Below are 16,131 nucleotides of genomic sequence, written 5' to 3'. Positions count from 1 at the left end.
AGAATCGCGCCGCCGCGTCCCAGCCGCGCCCGGGCACCCCTCGGCTTGAATGAATCGGGGTCTCGACCGGGGCCGTGAGATGGGGGCCGTGGCGTGTTCGATGGGGTGCTGTCGCTCGACGTGCTGAGCGGCCCACTGCCGATGGCGGTCTACGGTGCGGCCGCGGCCATCCTGATCGCTCTGCTGCTGCAGCGGCCCACCCCACGCCGGATGCGGCGCCTCGCCCTGGCCGCGATCGCCGGCGTGGCAGCCGCCGTGATCGTGTGGCTCGTGTGCGTGCGCTGGCTGAACCTCTTCGGCGAGTCGCTCGGGATGGGCAACTACCTCTGGATCGCCGCGGCGTCGTGCGGTGTGGCACTGTGCGCCGTGAGCATCGGGCGTCGGCCACGCTGGCGCACGGTCGTCGCGATCGCGGGCATCCCGGTGTTCGCGGCTGCAGCGACGCTCGGGATCAACGCGAACTACGGCCTCGACCGCACGGTCGGCGGGCTGCTGGCGATCGCCGTCCCGAAGCCGGTCGCGCTGACACCGCCGACCAGCGCCGACCGGCACTACGACACCGAGCTCTGGAAGCACTGGACCCCGCCAGGCGACATGCCCGCCCACGGCGAGGTCGGCACGGTCCGCATCCCCCCGACGCGCAGCGGCTTCGCAGCCCGGGAGGCCGGTCTCTACCTGCCGCCTGCCGCCCGCGTGAAGCATCCGCCCGTGCTGCCGCTGATCGTCATGATGATGGGGCAGCCCGGGTCGCCCGACCCGACGTTCATCGCCGAGGCCCTGGACCGCTTCAGCGCGACCCATCACGGGCTGGCCCCGATCGTGATCGTCCCCGACCAGCTCGGAGACCCGACGCACGACACGCTCTGCCGCGACACCCGGCGGTTCGGGAACGTGGAGACCTACATCACCCAGGATGTGTCGGCGTGGGCGGAGAAGAATCTCACCGTCACGCACGACCACCGGTTCTGGACCGTCGCCGGCTACTCCAACGGCGGGCTCTGCGCGCTCTCGTTCGGGATCGACCGCCCCGACCTGTTCGCGAACGTGCTCGACATCTCGGGTGAAGAGTACTCCGGTGCGGAACACCCCGACGCCACCCTGCGCGACGAGTTCGGCGGAGACGCGGTCGCGTACGACCGGTCGAAGCCGTTCAACCGGCTCCGGAGTTTCGCGCACCCGGGCACCACGGCGATCTTCACCGCCTGCGCCGACGACCCCGCCTACCACCGGGTCGCCGTGCGGGCCGCGCAACTGGCGCGCGCCGCGGGCATCAACACGGCGTTCGTCGACATCCCGAAGGGCGGTCACGGCGCGGGAGCGCTGAACGGCGGCCTGGACGGCGGCCTCCCGTACCTCTACCCGCTGCTGGGGCTCGAGGCCCCGCGCTAGCCCGCGGCCTTCTCGAGGTTGAGCAGGAACTCCACCGAACCGGTCTTCTCGACCGTCACGAACCCGAGGCTCGGCGCCTGAACGCCGTAGTCGGCGAAGGTGATGGGGATGCTGCCGCTGAGCTGACCGCCGTCTCCGTTCAGTCCCACCTGGAGGTCGGCGGTGACGGTCTTCGAGACGCCGTGGAGGGTGAGCGTGCCGGTCGCCTTCACCGTCTGCGCGGTTCCGGCCTCCGGCGTGCTCACGGAGACCGGCTCCGAGAGCACGAAGGTCGCCTCCGGGTATTTTTCGGTCTGCAGGGCAGTGGAGCGGAAGTAGTCGTCGCGGTTCGGCTCGTCGGTCGCGATCGTGGCGACGGCGACGGTGACCGTGGCCTTCGTGAGAGTGAGCCGGTCGACCGTGAAGGATCCGGTGACGTCGGAGGTGCGTCCCGTCACGGTCACGTCGACCCCGTTGAGCACCTCCTTGACCCGGTAGCCCGCGAACGACGACGCGCCGACCTTCCAGTCGCCGCTGAGGTCGGACGTGTCGATCGTGGTCTTCGCGTCGGGATCGGTCGTGAGCGCGACGGTCGGCACGGCGTCCGCGGGCGCTGCGATGAGGTCGCGGTAGATGTAGGGGGCGGCGATCGCGCCGGCGACACCCAGCACGACGACGCCGGCGGCGACGGAGATCCAGACCTTCGAGGACTTCTTCATCGGGGACATGTCATCAAACCTACGGACTCGAATGGGTCCGCCGGCTGGCAGAAGCCGATGATCCGCCTGGGAGAGGGCTGGCAGGCGTTCGCGGGATGCGGTCGGGCCGCACCGCGGTGGGAGGTCTCAGCGCCCCAGGGTGGCGCTCGGCGACTCGCCGTACGCGTCGGCGTAGTAGCCCGCGAAGCGACCGACGTGGGTGAATCCCCACTTCGCGGCGACGTCGCGCACGAGAGGGGAGCGGCCGTCGGCGCGGGCCGCGAAGAGCTCGTTCCGTGCCCCCTCGAGCCGGACGTTGCGCAGGTAGCGCGCCGGGGAGATGCTCAGCCAGCGCTGGAACTGCTCCTGCAGGCCCCGCACGGAAAGGCGTGCGGCCTCGGCGGCGTCGGCGATCGACACCGGGTCGGCGGCGTGGTCCCGGAGATACTCCTCGGCTCGCTGCAGCGCGGCGGGCGCCTGTCGACGCTGCGCGGTCGTCACCTCCGGGAGCAGGTGGTGCGCCGTCATGCTCATCAGCACGTCGAGCAGGCCGGCCCGCACGAGCTCCGACTCGAACGCCTCCGTCGGCGCCACGTCGATGTAGAACCGCAGCGCGGCGCGGACCGCGTCGGAGCCGGCGGCGGCCTGGTGCAGGAGCGCGGGCGACGGCGGCAGCCCGCCGTAGCGGGAGAGCCAGCGGGCGACCGTGGGGGCGTCGATGCTGAGGGTCACGGAGCGTACCGAATCGAACTCGACCGCGAGCTCGTGGTGGGCCGGGAGGATCAGCGATCGGTCCTGATCGCCCTGGCGGCCTCGGCTGCGCCAGGCGTACGACCCCGATGTGATGTCGGTGAACAGCACATCCCGCGACCCGTCCATGGCCGCCTGGACGTGACCCTGGAAGCGCAGCGTCGAGACGGTGACGACGCCGTCCGTCGCGACGGTCTGGGCGAACGCGAAAGGCTCACCGTGCCTCGCCTCCGTGACCAGCCCGTCCGCGAAGGCGGTGGCGAAGACCTGCTGGACTTCGTCGATGTCCGTCGTGGCGAACTCGTTCCGCACCAGCTCCATGCCACCCACCATCCTCCCGAGACCGTGCGCGCACAAGCGAGCGCCCCTGACAGTCGCACCGGTGGCCGGCGATCAGGGCGTCGGCATCCCGCCGTTCACGCTGAGCGTCTCGCCGATCACGTAACTCGACTCGGGGGAGGCGAGGAAGACGTAGGCGGGAGCGAGCTCAGCCGGTTGGCCCGCACGCCCGATCGGTGTCTGCGCGCCGAAGTCGGGCAGCTTCTCCGGCGGCTGGCCGGAGCTGGGCTGCAGCGGAGTCCAGATCGGGCCGGGGGCGACCGCGTTCACGCGGATCCCCTTCGGCGCGAGCTGTTGCGCGAGGGCTTTGGTGAACGCGTTGATGGCGGCCTTCGTCGTCGCGTAGTCGACCAGCTGCTCGCCGGGCAGGTAGGCCTGAACGGAGGTCGTGTTGATGATGGTCGATCCCGGCGTCAGATGCGGGAGCGCAGCCTTCGTGAGCCAGAACATCGCGTACACGTTGGTCTTCATCGTCAGGTCGAACTGCTCGTCCGGCAGCTCGGCCAGATCGGTGCAGAAGACCTGCTTGCCCGCATTGTTGACCAGGATGTCGAGACCGCCGAACTCCGCGACCGTGCGGGAGACCGCCTCGGCGGCGAAAGCCTTCTCGGCGAGGTCGCCGGGCAGGAGGAGCGCGGAGCGTCCCGCCGCGCGGATCTGCTCGCCGATGGCCTGGGCGTCCACCTCCTCGTCGGGCAGATAGACGATGGCGACGTCGGCGCCCTCGCGGGCGAACGCGATCGCCGCCGCTGCGCCGATCCCGGAGTCCCCTCCGGTCACGAGTGCCTTGCGTCCGGTCAGGCGCCCGCTGCCCACGTAGCTGAGCTCGCCGTGGTCCGCGGGCGGGTCGAGCTCGCTGTCACGGCCCGGCTCCGGCACCTGCTCCTCGGGTGGCGAGATGCGCGGATAGCGGTCGACGGGATTGTCGAAGGTGTACTGGTTCTCTGGCATGTGTCAGTCCTCGTCGATCTGGGAGAGCAGCTGCTTGCTCGCCCGGGTGATGTCGTCATGGTCGTTCTGGGCGGCGCGGCTTTCGAGCGAGATCACCGCGCATCGGTGTACGCGGCGGAAGTCGCCGTATGGGAAGCTGTAGCGCTGCTTGGTCTCCGGGTCCGCTTCCGGATCCTCGCCGAGGTGCCACAGCGCGTAGTCGTCCCAACCGTGTGCGTCGATGTACGCGTTCTCGTCGCTGGCGCTCGGGGCGTGCTCGCTCCAGTCGTCCCGCGCGTCGCGGACGAATCGGCTCTTCTCGACGAGGCCCCGCGCGTGATCGAGCGCTTTCCGGTTCAGGGTCACGGACATCGATCCATCCCTTCTGTCGTTTCGGCTCCTGTGCTGTGATCGAATGCCTCGGGCGCTCGATGGGCAAGGGCTTGACCGGCGGCCCGAGTCGTCGTTGTATACGCGCCGTGACGACCGCACCTCGTGGCGGCGCCCTCAAGGGGGTTGACGGCGTGCCGGTGCCACCCGACGGTGGGTGCCATGACGTCCATCGCCCCCGTTCGTCCGTCCGGAACACCCGACCTCACGGCCGAGCCGTCGAGCCCGGGCTTCGACCGCTATCTCGCCGCCGCGCGCGCGTGGGGCGGCCGGGTCGCCCCCCTGCTCGCGGCCCTGCGCGCGATCGAGCCGCAGACCCTCCTACCACTGCCGGGCGGCGGATCGACGGACGAGCGGTTCCGGCGTCTGGCGCGGATCGCGGAGGCGGACCTCACGGCCGCCCGCGTGCTCGAACCCCACGTCGACGCCGTCGCGATCATGGCGGAGGCGGGCAGGAACGACCTGTCCGCGGCGAAGGGCACGACGTGGGGGGTGTTCGCGGCGGAGGCGCCTGGCGCGGCCGTGCAGGCGGTCGAGGACGGCGGTCGCTGGCTGCTGAGCGGCCGCAAGGCCTGGTGCTCGCTCGGCGGCGAGCTGTCCCACGGGCTCGTCACCGCCACCACCCTCGACGGGGCGACGCGGATGTTCGCCGTCGAGCTGACCCCGCCCGCCGTGCGGGCGGAGCCGGCGGCGTGGGTCGCCCGCGGCCTCGCCGAAGTGGTGAGCGGGCCGCTCCGGTTCGACCGGGCGTCCGCGACGCCGATCGGGGGCGCGGCCTGGTATCTCGATCGTCCGGGCTTCCGCTGGGGAGCGATCGGTGTCGCTGCCTGCTGGTGGGGTGGCTGCCTCCCGATCGCGTCGGCCCTGCGGGAGCGCGTGCGGGCCCGGCCGCAGGATGCGCTCGGAGCCGCCCGACTCGGAGAGCTGCACCGGGCGCTGGAGGCGGGACGCCTCGCCGTGCGGGACGCCGCGGCGCGCATCGATGCCGCAGCGGACGGTCGTGCGGACGATGCGCCCGACCTGGCGGCCCTCGCGCACTCGGTCCGCGGGATCGTCGCCGACGCCGTCGTGGTCGCGCTCGCGGCGGCCCGCGACGTGCTCGGCCCGGCTGCGCTCGCCTTCGACGAGGGCCTCGCGCGCCGGTGCGCCGACCTCGAGCTCTACGTGTCGCAGTACCACCGGGGCCGGGACGACGCGTCGCTGGCCGCCCATCTCGGCGACGGCGATCTCGCATGGTGACGTTCGATCCGCTCGTCACGGAGACGTCGCTCGCAGAATGGGAGGCCGCTGAGAGATGGGCTGATGTGCCGGTGGCCGACGCCACGTGGCTGGCGGGTTTCGACGCGGTCACGGTGCTCGCCGCCCACCCCGACGACGAGACGCTCGGCGTCGGCGGCCTGCTCGCGCTCTGCGCAGGGATGGGATTGCCCGTGGACGTGGTGGTGGCGACCGTCGACAGCCCCGGCCGAGCCGACGAACTGTCGACCGCGCTCGAACGCCTCGGCCTCGACGCGGCCCCGGCCTCCCTCGGCCGAGGCGATGGCCGTCTCAAGCACGAATCGGACGACCTGCGGCGCGGCCTCGAGGCGGCGATCCCCGGCGACGGGGGTGCGCGCCGCCTCGTGCTCGCCCCCTGGCCGGGCGACCGCCACGGGGACCATCGCACGCTCGGCCGCGAGGCGGCGGCGGTGTGCGGGATGCGCGGTCACACCCTGCGCTTCTACCCCATCTGGCTCTGGCAGTGGGGCACGCCGGACGACCTCCCGTGGGGACGTGTGTCGCAGGTCGCGTCGACACCCGAGGCCCGGCGGCGGAAGAGGGCCGCGCTCGCCGCCTTCACGAGTCAGCTGCACTCGCCGCACAACCCGTCGGGCGTTCTGTCGGCGGAGTTCGTCGAACGGGCCGCCGAGGGCCGCGAAGTGCTGATCGAGCCGCAGCGCGATCCTGCGCGCGAGCACTTCGAGCGACTGCACCGCGACAGTGCGGACCCGTGGTCGGTGCGCACCCGCTGGTATGAGCGGCGGAAGCGCGCCATGACCGTTGCCGCTCTTCCGTCCGAACGGTACGGCAGGGCCTTGGAGATCGGATGCTCGAACGGGGAACTGTCCGCCGCGCTGGCCGAGCGGTGCGATGCGCTCGTCGGCGTCGACGCTGCGGCCTCCGCCGTGACGCTGGCCGCCGAGCGGGCGGCGGCTCTGCCGAACGTCCGTGTCCACCGGATGCGCGTCCCCGACGAGTGGCCCTCCGGAGACTTCGATCTGGTGGTCGTCTCCGAAGTCGCCTACTACCTTGCGGCGGACCAGTGGGAGGCGACCGTGCAGCGGATCGTCCGTTCTCTGCGCCCCGGGGGCCATCTGCTCCTGTGCCACTGGACGGGATGGGCCGACGACTTCGCCCAATCCGGGCGGCAGGCGCACGAGCACGTCGCCACGCGCTCCGGGCTGGAACGGATCGTCGAGCACGTCGAGAACGACTTCCGGCTGGAGGTCTTCGCGTGACCATCGAGCACATCGTGGTCGCGATCCCGGCACGGGACGAGGAGGTGACGCTCGACTCCTGCCTGGAATCGGTGCTGGACGCCTGCGAGGCGTCCGCCGTGCCGTCGACCGTCGTGCTCGTCCTCGATTCGTGCGGCGATCGTTCCGCGGCCATCGCCCGGCAGTACCCGGAGGTCGTGACGATCGAGCGCGACTACGGCAACGTCGGCCGCGCCCGCGACGCCGCCGCGACGGCCGGGCTCCGGCTCTCCGGGGGCGACCCCGAACGCACCTGGATCGCGTTCACGGATGCCGACACCGCCGTCCCGGCACCCTGGCTGCGCGCTCATCTCTCGGCGGCCGCCCAGGCCGATGCCTTCGTCGGCGCGGTCGTGCCGCGCCTCGACGACCTCGACCAGGCGCGGCGCGGAGTGTGGCTGCGGACGCATCCGCCCGGCGCGACTCTCGGCCATGTGCACGGCGCGAATCTGGGCGTGCGGGCGAACGCCTACCTCGCCGTCGGCGGCGTTCCCGCGCTCACCGTCGGCGAAGACGTCGACCTCGTGGCGCGGATCCGCGCCGCCGGGTACCGCATCGCGGAGAGCGAGCGGCACCCGGTGGTCACCTCCGCGCGGCTGGAGGGGCGGGCGCCCGACGGCTACGCGGCCTATCTGCGTGAAATGGCGTCCTGAGCGCTCAGCGCCCGGCCGGCGTCCGGTTCTCCGCGCTGACCATCCAGGCCAGCTGCTCCAGCCGCTCGATGATCGCGTGCAGGATGTCGGCGGACGTGGGGTCGGCCTCGTCGACATCGTCGTGCACCGAGCGCATGGTGCGCACCACCGACTCGAGGCGGTCGGTGATGAGGTCCACGGCCTCCGCGGTGTCGATCTCGCCGTTGGGGAACTCGTCGAGGGAGGTCGTCTCCGCGACGGTGCGCGAGCGGCCGTCCGGCGTGGCGTGGAGGGCGCGGAGGCGCTCACCGATGTCGTCGCTGAACTCGCGCGCCGCGTCGACGATCTCATCGAGCTGCAGATGCAGGTCGCGGAAGTTGCGGCCCACGATGTTCCAGTGCGCCTGCTTGCCCTGCAGGTGCAGCTCGATCAGGTCGACGTGCACGCGCTGCAGGTCGGCTGCGAGAGAGGCGGATGCGGTGAAGCCGTGCTCCGCGTTCTCTCGGCGGGTGGTGTGCTCGCCCGCCGACTCGCCGCGCACGCGTGCGGTGCGCGGGGATGCCGCGGACGTGCTGCTGCCGGCCTTCGACGTCTTCTTCGCGGTAGTGGCCATGACTGCCTGCTCCTTCTCGTTCGATGGGGAATTCGATCTCCGGTGGACGGTAGGCGGCCGATACGGCCCTGTGAACGGGGTTGACGTGCAGCCCGCGCCGGTCCGTGTCCGCGCCCTAAGCTGACCCCATGCCCTACCTCCGCATCGCCGGCATCGACGTCTACGAGGAGGTCGCCGGCGCCGGTGATCCCCTGCTCCTGCTGCACGGCGGGTTCTGCTCGCTCGAGTCGCTGCGTGAGCAGGGGGAGGCGCTCGCCGCCGCCCGCCGCGTCTACGCGTTCGAGCGGCCCGGGCACGGCCGGAGCGCGGACGAGGCGGGCGAGTACAGCTACGAGCGCGGGCTCGAGCAGGTGCTCGCCTATCTCGACGCACACGACCTTCCGAGCGTCGACGTGGTCGGATACAGCGACGGCGCCATTCTCGGGCTGCTGCTCGCGATGCGGCATCCCGAGCGGGTGCGGTCGCTGGTCGCGATCAGTGCGAACCTCGATCCGTCCGCCTTCACCCGCTCGCACGAGGCGGCAGGGGCGCTCGTGCTCCAGCCGCTCGGGGATCCCGCGCACGCGACCGATGCCGCCGAGCAGGAGCCGGATGTGGAACGCCTGCACTACGACCGGCTCTCGCCCGACGGCCCGGAGCACGCCGACGTCGTGCTCGCCAAGCTCTTCCGGCTCTGGACGTCGGAGCCGCACATCGACCCGGCCGACCTCCGTGGGATCACCGCACGGACGCTGGTCATGTCGGGGGACCGCGACACGATCCGTCCCGACCACAGCATCCTGATCGCCGCGTCGATCCCCGGCGCTCAGCTCGCGATCGTGCCGGGTGCGACGCACGGCCTGCTCGCCGAGCGACCGGCGCTGATCTCGGCGATCATCGGGGACTTCCTCGGCGCCCCGGCCGCGTCGGCGCGCTGAGTCTAACGCCGGCTCAGACATTTGGACCAGATCTGCGCGCCCGCTGCCGGGCCGGCTACGCGGGGAGCACGTCCGCCAGGTGGGCGCGCAGCTGGCCCGGCACGTCGACGCTCTCCGGGTCGTACAGCCACTCGTACTGCAAGCCGTCCCACAGGGCGAGCAGCCAGCACGCCTCGTGCTCGGGGTCGCGGTGGGCGGGGAGGTCGCCGGCGGCCGCGGCGTCCTGGAACATCCGGGTGAACCCGTCGAGCGCGCGCGCGAACCGCTGCTCGAAGTAGCCGTGCGCCGCGTGGCCCAGCGGGGTCGCTTCGGACGAGATGACCGCGTAGAGCTCGATGAGGCCCGGCTGCTCGGTCTCGTTGCGTGCCGCACCGTCGGCCAAGCCGCGGAGGGTGTCCGCCGCCGAGAGCGCGGGAGAAGCCTCCACGACCCCGTCGATGCGCCGGTCGCGCTCGCGGAGCACTTCGTGAAGCAGGGCGTCCTTCGCGGGGAAGTGGTGGTAGATCGCCGACTTGGAGACGCCGACCCGCTGCGCGATGTCGAGCAGGCTGGTGTCGCCGTACCCTTCGCGGGCGAAGAGGGCGGTGGCGTCGGCCACGATCTTCGCACGACGCTGACGGCCGGCGCGGTAGCCCGGCGCGACGGGAGAGGCGTCCTCCGTCACCAGTGGGGGGAGAGGGCGCGCGGGTGGCGAGGCGCCGTCCCCGCGCTCGTCCCCGGGATCGCGTCGCCCCGGCGGGTCGGCCAGGAGGCGCTCGTGCGCGGCGATCCGGGAGGCGCTGTCGACACGCTCCGGCACGTACTGCTCCACGAGGTGGAGGCCCGCCCAGGCCGCCGTCAGGCGGGTCGCCTCGTCGGCAGGATCGCGTCCCTCGCCCAGTGCGCCCGACGCCGACGCGCGCTCGAGCACGCCCTGTCGCTCCGCGCGGACGCGGGCGACGCGCTCCCGCATCACGGCGTGCAGCGGGTGGGATGTCGCGGACGCCTCGCCGGTCAGCGCGGCGAAGAAGCGCACCGCTTCCGGTGCGGCGGACGGGGCGCTCGCCTGTGCGGCGAACGGCAGGCCGTCGTCGGTCGCGGCACCCGGCGCCCCGTGGCACAGTCCGTCGTCGATCCGTCTGGCCACCTCGGCGAGCAGCTCCTCCCGCCCCGAGAAGTGCTTGAGCAGTGCGGGGTGCGAGATGCCGGCACGCGCTGCGATCTCGCGCAGGGACACGGCGCGGAAGCCCTGCTCGGCGAACAGCGCGGTCGCGGCTTCGACGATCGCCTGTCTGGTCGCCGCGGCGCGCGCGAACCGGCTCCCATCGATCACAGACGTCACACGCACCTCCGGAGCCCATCGTAGCCGCGTTACCGATCGGTCGGAATTCAGTTACCACACGGTCGTTTTGTGGGATATGCTGACCCGCATCGTCAAGGCGGACGACTCGAAAGGACTCGACAATGACAGAGATGTCACCCGCGGCGGCTGCCGCGTACACGGGTACGACAGGGATCAAGGCACCCGGAACGACCCCCTCCCGCACCCCTCGGGGCTACACCCCGGGCCTCGCCGTGGTGAACTTCGGCGTCCTGCTCGCGCTGCTCACCCCCGTGCTCGTCTCGATGGCGTTCAAGGTCGAGCACCTGAGCGCGTCCACGGAGGAGGCCACCGCACAGCTCGGCCTCATCCTGGGGGTCGGCGCGTTGTTCGCGCTCATCGCGAACCCGCTCGCCGGTCGTCTCTCCGACCGCACGACCTCGCGGTTCGGGATGCGTCGCCCGTGGATCCTCGGCGGTGCCGTCGTGGGGGTCGGCGCCTTCGTCCTGGTCGGTTCCGCCACCTCCATCTGGGTCGTCCTGATCGGCTGGTGCCTGGCGCAGGCGTCGCTGAACGCCGTGCTCGCCGCGGCCAACGCGACGCTGCCGGACCAGGTGCCCGCGGCCAGCCGCGGCAGGGTCTCGGGGATCGTCGGCATCACCACTCCGCTCGCCATCCTCGCCGGCAGCTTCATCATCAACTTCATCTCCGACGATCTGCTGCGGTTCCTCGTCCCCGCCCTGCTCGCGCTCCTCGTGGCGGTGTTCTTCGTCGCGGTGCTGAAGGACCGGCGGCTGACGGAGAAGCCGCGACAGCGTTTCACCATCGGGCAGTTCTTCGGGTCGTTCGTCTTCAACCCGGTCAAGCACCCCGACTTCGGCTGGACCTGGCTGACCAAGTTCTTCGTGATGTTCGGCTACGCCGGCATCGCCACCTTCCTGCCCTTCTACCTCACGCAGAAGTTCCAGCTCGACGAGCAGGCGGCGATCTCCACCATCCTCCTCGCCAACCTGGCTTCGACCGTCGCGATGGTCATCTCCAGCCCGATCGGCGGCTACCTCTCCGACAAGCTCGGCAAGCGCCGGCCGTTCGTCGCCATCGCCGGGCTGATCATGGTCGTCGGCCTGGTGATCCTGGCCTTCGCGCCCAGTGTCGCCGTCGTGGTCGTGGCGCAGGCGGTCATCGGCCTCGGGGCGGGCTCCTTCTTCTCCGTCGACCTCGCGCTCGCCACCCAGGTGCTGCCCAACGCAGACGACACGGCGAAGGATCTCGGGGTGCTCAACATCGCCAACGCGCTCCCGCAGTCGATCGCCCCGGCCATCGCGCCGTCCATCATCGCGCTGGGATCGGCGACCGCCATCGGCGGGTACTCGGTGTGGTACCTCTTCGGCGCCGTCGTCGCCCTGCTCGGCGCCGTGCTCGTCTACCGGATCAAAGGAGTGAAATGACCGCCACCGACACCGTCACCGCCCGCCCCTGGCTCGACCCCGAGCTGCCGGTCGCGGAGCGCGTCGAGCTGCTGCTGAGCGAGATGACCCTCGATGAGAAGGCCGGATTGTTCTTCCACACGATGATCGGGATGGGCGAGCTCACCGAGCCGAACCCGGTGTTCTCGACCCCGTCGGCGGTCGACTTCGTGGAACGCCGCCGGATGTCGCACTTCAACCTCATCGGGGGCGCTTCCACCGCCCGCGAGATCGCGGAGTGGCACAACGCACTCCAGCGGCTCGCCGCCTCCACCCGTCTCGGCATCCCGGTGACCCTCTCGACCGACCCCCGGCACTCCTTCACCGACAACCCCGGCACCGCGATGCTCGCCGGGCCGTTCTCGCAGTGGCCAGAGCCCCTCGGTCTCGCGGCCATCCGCGACGAGGGCGTCGTCGAGCGGTTCGCCGACATCGCACGGCAGGAGTACACGGCCGTGGGGCTGCGTGTGGCGCTGCATCCGCAGGTCGACCTCGCGACGGAGCCGCGCTGGTCGCGGCAGGTCGCGACCTTCGGTGAGGACGCGGAGCTGACCTCGCGGCTCGGTGCCGCCTATGTCCGCGGCTTCCAGGGTGCCTCGTTCGGGCCTGGATCCGTCTCCACCATGACCAAGCACTTCCCCGGCGGCGGCCCGCAGAAGGACGGCGAAGACCCGCACTTCGCCCACGGCCGCGAGCAGGTCTACCCCGGCGGCGCCTTCGAGCTGCACCTCGCGCCGTTCGAGGCGCTCATCGAGGCGGGCACCCGCCAGATGATGCCCTACTACGGCATGCCGGTCGGCACCGACTACGAGGAGGTCGGCTTCGGCTTCAACAAGTCCGTCATCACCGGCCTGCTGCGCGAGCGCTTCGGGTTCGACGGTCTCGTGTGCACCGACTGGGGCCTCCTGACCGATGCCGAGATCTTCGGCCAGCCGTTCCCGGCCCGTGCGTGGGGCGTGGAGCACCTGAGCCCGCGCGAGCGGATGAAGAAGGTCCTGGACGCCGGGGCCGACCAGTTCGGCGGCGAGGCCTGCCCCGAGCTGCTCATCGAGCTGGTGGAGAGCGGCGACGTGCCCGAGCGCCGCCTCGACGAGTCGGCGCGGCGCATCCTCCGCGAGAAGTTCGAGCTCGGCCTCTTCGAGGATGCGCTCGTCGACCTCGAGGCCGCCGATGCGATCGTGGGCAGCGACGCGTTCGTCGCGGCAGGGGAATGGGCGCAGCGTGCCTCCATCACCCTGCTCACCAACGGCGCCGCCGGCGCGCCCCTGCTTCCTCTCCGGGGCGCCCCGCGGCTGTACGTCGAGGGCATCGACCCCGAGCGCGCCGCCGCCTATGGTGAGGTCGTCGCGACCCCGGAGGAGGCTGATGCCATCGTCGTCCGCCTCCAGGCCCCGTACGAGGAGCGCCCCACGGTCTTCGAGGGCCTCTTCCACTCGGGCTCCCTCGAGTTCCCCGCGGAGGTCGTCGACCGCATCCGCGACCTCGCCGCCCACGCGCCCGTGATCGTCGACGTCTTCGCCGACCGTCCCGCGATCCTCGAACCCCTCGTCGGGACCGCCGCGGCCGTCACGGTCAACTGGGGCGCGAGTGCCGACGCCCTCCTCGACGTGGTCACCGGCCGATTCGCCCCGCAGGGCAGCCTGCCGTTCGACCTCCCCCGCTCGATGGCCGCGGTCGAGTCCGCCCGCCCCGACGTCCCGTTCGACACCGCCGACCCGCTGTTCCGGTTCGGGCACGGGCTGCGCTACTGAGTCCGGCGGCGGCCGCGGGGCGAACCGCGGCCGCCGCCTCGTCAGGTCTTCCGCGTCCTCCTGCTCGCACGTCGAACAGAGCGTCATCGCGGTGCGAATCCCCCTCACGGCGGATGCCGCGGCCCTGGCTTCGGCCATACGGTCGAGCCGGGGTGGAGGATGAAGCTGTTCCTGCTCATCGGGGGAGCCGCGGCGCTGGTGCTGAGCTTCCTGCTCGGGCTGGTGGGTGGGGTGAGTTGCCGGCGGCTCAGGAGGTGATTCTGCGGGCGCTCCGCTCCATCGCCCACGGCGGACGGCGTGCGTGCGACAGTCCACGCGGAGGTGGACGATCGCTGATCTCACGCCGCGTCTATCCGCGCGACCGTCGCAGCAGCCAGACGAAGTATGGGGTCCCCACGAGCGCGATCATCAGCCCGGCGGGCAGCTGTGACGGCGAGATCAGTGTGCGGCCGAGGGTGTCGGCGACGACGACGAGCAGTGCGCCGAGCAGCACGGCGACGGGGATGGTGCGGCCGTGGCGGGCGCCGACCAGGCCGCGGGCGAGGTGGGGGGCGATCAGGCCGACGAAGCCGACGACGCCGACGGCGACGACGCTGACGGCGGCGAGCACGGCGGCGACAGCGAGCACGGTGACGCGGGTGCGTTCGAGGCGCACGCCGAGGATGCGCGGGGTGTCCTCGTCGACGGCGAGCAGATCGAGGCGGCGGCGCATCCCGAGCAGCACGGGGATGGCGATCAGCAGCACGACGGCGACCGGGGCGACGTCGGGCAGAGTGCGGCCGTAGGTCGTGCCGGAGAGCCAGGTGAGGATGCGCGGCGTCTCCCACGGGTCCGACCGCAGCAGCAGGAAGGCGGTGATGGCGGTGAGGCCGTAGCCGCAGCCGATGCCGACGAGCACGAAGCGGTCGGGGAGGAGGCCACCGCGCCAGGCGAGGAGGGCGATGAGGCCGAAGGTGGCGAGCCCCATCGCGACCGCCATGACGATGAGCAGAGGACGTCCGCCGGCCATGCCGGAGGTCACGACGATGACCGCGCCGAGGCCCGCGCCGGCGGTGATGCCCAGGATGCCGGGTTCGGCGAGCGCGTTGCGCACCGTGCTCTGCACCACGCAGCCGGCGAGGGCGAGAGCGGCGCCGGCCAGGGCGGCGGCGAGCACGCGCGGCAGGCGCTCGTCGAGGGCGCGGGCGATCAGATCGGGCGCAGTGCCCTGCAGCCAGAGCGCGACGTCGCCGGTGCGCAGCCAGAGGCTCCCGGCGAGGAGTCCGACGACGGCCGCCGCCACGAGCAGCCCGGTGGCGACGGCCAGCACCGTCGCGAACCGCCGACGCGAGCGGACCGCGATGTGCGCGCCCGGCGGCTGCCGTACCGAGCCGGAGTCGCGCAGCCGCAGGGCGAGGATCACGATGATGATCGCGCCCAGCACCGCGGTCGGGATGCCCGTGGGGATGGACGCGGCAGCCTCCGCGCCGAGGATCGCGCGCAGCACGGCGTCGGCGAGCAGGATCAGGAGGGCGCCCATCAACCCGGAGGCGGGGATGAGCAGCAGGTGCCGGTTGAGCGAGGGGACGCGGTTCGCGATCAGCCGGATCAGGACAGGTGCGCCGAGGCCGACGAACGCGATCGGACCGGCGACCGTGACGCCGACGGCCGTGAGGAGCACGGCGCTCACGACGGCGAGCAGCCGTGTGGACCGGATGGGCACGCCGAGCGAGGCGGCGGTGTCGTCGCCCAGCCGGAGCAAGTCGAGACGTCGCGACAGCAGGAGGGCGAGCAGCACGACGGCGACGATGATCGGGACGGCGCGTGCCGAGGCGTCGAGGTTGAGCTGGGCGAGGGAGCCGCTGCCCCAGGCGAAGAGGCCGGTCGTGCGCTCCTTGAACAGGATGAGGAGCATCGCCGTGCCGGCGTCGAGGGCCATCGCGATGGCGGAACCGGCGAGGATGAGCCGGGTCGTCCCCGTCCCGGCGCCGCGGCCCGCGACGCCGAGGACGAGCGCGGCCGCCGCCAGCCCGCCGACGAAGGCGACGCCTCCGGACGCCCACACCGGCACGGACAGGCCGAAGGCGGCGACCGCCGAGAGTGCGAAGTACGAGCCCGCGCTGACCGCGAGGGTGTCGGGAGAGGCGAGGACATTGCGCGTGACGGACTGCAGCAGGGCGCCAGCCACGCCGAGCGCGATCCCGACGGCGACGCCGGCCAGCAGCCGCGGGAGGCGCGAACCCGTCAGCACGTCGCCGACCGGGACGCCGCCCACCGTCTCGCGGGCACCGGCGGCGTAGCGGAGAAGGTCCCCCATCCCGACGCCGGACGTCCCCTGGGTCACGTGCCACATCCCGACCAGGACGACGGCGACGAGCAGGGCGACGAGCACGGCCGCCCCGCGCACTGCCCCGGCGGGGGGCCCCGGATCGGCGACAGGGGGCCGCCCGGCCGCCGCGATCCGGGACGAGCTCATCGGGCG

14 protein-coding genes are annotated in these 16,131 nt (G+C 72.1%); 7 read left to right on the top strand and 7 right to left on the bottom strand.

Features of this window, described 5'->3' with window-relative positions; translation table 11 throughout:
• Positions 1 to 93 precede the first annotated feature (93 nt).
• On the top strand, positions 94 to 1,389 hold the full coding sequence (locus tag IT072_RS19320) for an alpha/beta hydrolase (RefSeq protein WP_223358458.1): 1,296 nt from the start codon (positions 94 to 96) through the stop codon (positions 1,387 to 1,389).
• Here the strand turns inward: IT072_RS19320 and IT072_RS19315 are convergent.
• The 4 genes from IT072_RS19315 to IT072_RS19300 all read right to left on the bottom strand — a co-directional run bounded on the left by IT072_RS19315 (position 1,386) and on the right by IT072_RS19300 (position 4,457).
• Entirely contained in the window at positions 1,386 to 2,087 is a 702-nt protein-coding gene (locus IT072_RS19315; RefSeq protein ID WP_223361019.1) for a YceI family protein, read from the bottom strand. The genes IT072_RS19320 and IT072_RS19315 overlap by 4 nt on opposite strands.
• Before the next feature lie 126 nt (positions 2,088 to 2,213).
• Positions 2,214 to 3,137, bottom strand: coding sequence for a helix-turn-helix transcriptional regulator (locus tag IT072_RS19310; RefSeq protein ID WP_223358457.1), 924 nt, complete (start codon positions 3,135 to 3,137; stop codon positions 2,214 to 2,216).
• 72 nt (positions 3,138 to 3,209) lie between these two features.
• A complete protein-coding gene (locus tag IT072_RS19305) occupies positions 3,210 to 4,106 on the bottom strand; it encodes an SDR family oxidoreductase (protein WP_223358456.1) in 897 nt (298 codons plus the stop codon).
• 3 nt (positions 4,107 to 4,109) lie between these two features.
• Complete coding sequence (locus IT072_RS19300) at positions 4,110 to 4,457, bottom strand: hypothetical protein (RefSeq protein WP_223358455.1); 348 nt, start codon at positions 4,455 to 4,457, stop codon at positions 4,110 to 4,112.
• A gap of 180 nt (positions 4,458 to 4,637) precedes the next feature.
• Here IT072_RS19300 and IT072_RS19295 point away from each other — a divergent pair, with 180 nt between their 5' ends.
• From IT072_RS19295 to IT072_RS19285, 3 genes are read left to right on the top strand one after another with little or no spacing between them, the layout of a single operon-like run.
• Entirely contained in the window at positions 4,638 to 5,714 is a 1,077-nt protein-coding gene (locus IT072_RS19295) for a hypothetical protein (RefSeq protein ID WP_223358454.1), read from the top strand.
• Complete coding sequence (locus tag IT072_RS19290; protein ID WP_223358453.1) at positions 5,708 to 6,973, top strand: bifunctional PIG-L family deacetylase/class I SAM-dependent methyltransferase; 1,266 nt, start codon at positions 5,708 to 5,710, stop codon at positions 6,971 to 6,973. Before IT072_RS19295 ends, IT072_RS19290 begins: the two co-directional genes overlap by 7 nt.
• Entirely contained in the window at positions 6,970 to 7,644 is a 675-nt protein-coding gene (locus tag IT072_RS19285; protein ID WP_223358452.1) for a glycosyltransferase, read from the top strand. The genes IT072_RS19290 and IT072_RS19285 overlap by 4 nt, the downstream gene beginning before the upstream one ends.
• Positions 7,645 to 7,648: 4 nt before the next feature.
• On the opposite strand, the gene IT072_RS19280 is transcribed toward IT072_RS19285, so the two are convergent.
• The gene (locus tag IT072_RS19280) at positions 7,649 to 8,236 is read right to left on the bottom strand and encodes a Dps family protein (RefSeq protein ID WP_223358451.1); all 588 of its coding nucleotides are present in this window, start codon (positions 8,234 to 8,236) and stop codon (positions 7,649 to 7,651) included.
• Positions 8,237 to 8,364: 128 nt separating this feature from the next.
• On the opposite strand from IT072_RS19280, the gene IT072_RS19275 reads away from it, so the two are divergent.
• Positions 8,365 to 9,153: an alpha/beta fold hydrolase gene (locus IT072_RS19275; RefSeq protein WP_223358450.1), complete on the top strand. Its 789-nt coding sequence runs from the start codon at positions 8,365 to 8,367 to the stop codon at positions 9,151 to 9,153.
• A 55-nt stretch (positions 9,154 to 9,208) separates the two neighbouring features.
• Here IT072_RS19275 and IT072_RS19270 read toward each other — a convergent pair whose 3' ends face one another.
• Positions 9,209 to 10,480, bottom strand: a complete 1,272-nt coding sequence (locus IT072_RS19270; protein ID WP_223358449.1) for a TetR/AcrR family transcriptional regulator — start codon at positions 10,478 to 10,480, stop codon at positions 9,209 to 9,211.
• Between the two features lie 116 nt (positions 10,481 to 10,596).
• Between IT072_RS19270 and IT072_RS19265 the strand changes: the two genes are divergently transcribed.
• Together IT072_RS19265 and IT072_RS19260 are read left to right on the top strand one after the other, a co-directional pair.
• Positions 10,597 to 11,901, top strand: coding sequence for an MFS transporter (locus IT072_RS19265; RefSeq protein ID WP_223358448.1), 1,305 nt, complete (start codon positions 10,597 to 10,599; stop codon positions 11,899 to 11,901).
• A complete protein-coding gene (locus IT072_RS19260) occupies positions 11,898 to 13,670 on the top strand; it encodes a glycoside hydrolase family 3 protein (RefSeq protein WP_223358447.1) in 1,773 nt (590 codons plus the stop codon). The genes IT072_RS19265 and IT072_RS19260 overlap by 4 nt, the downstream gene beginning before the upstream one ends.
• A 349-nt stretch (positions 13,671 to 14,019) precedes the next feature.
• Here IT072_RS19260 and IT072_RS19255 read toward each other — a convergent pair whose 3' ends face one another.
• Entirely contained in the window at positions 14,020 to 16,125 is a 2,106-nt protein-coding gene (locus IT072_RS19255; protein WP_223358446.1) for an iron ABC transporter permease, read from the bottom strand.
• Positions 16,126 to 16,131 lie beyond the last annotated feature (6 nt).

It is taken from the genome of Leifsonia sp. ZF2019 (assembly GCF_019924635.1).
GTDB lineage: Bacteria > Actinomycetota > Actinomycetes > Actinomycetales > Microbacteriaceae > Leifsonia.
The sequence above is the reverse complement of the archived record's forward strand: the minus strand, read 5'-3'. Positions and strand labels throughout refer to the sequence as shown.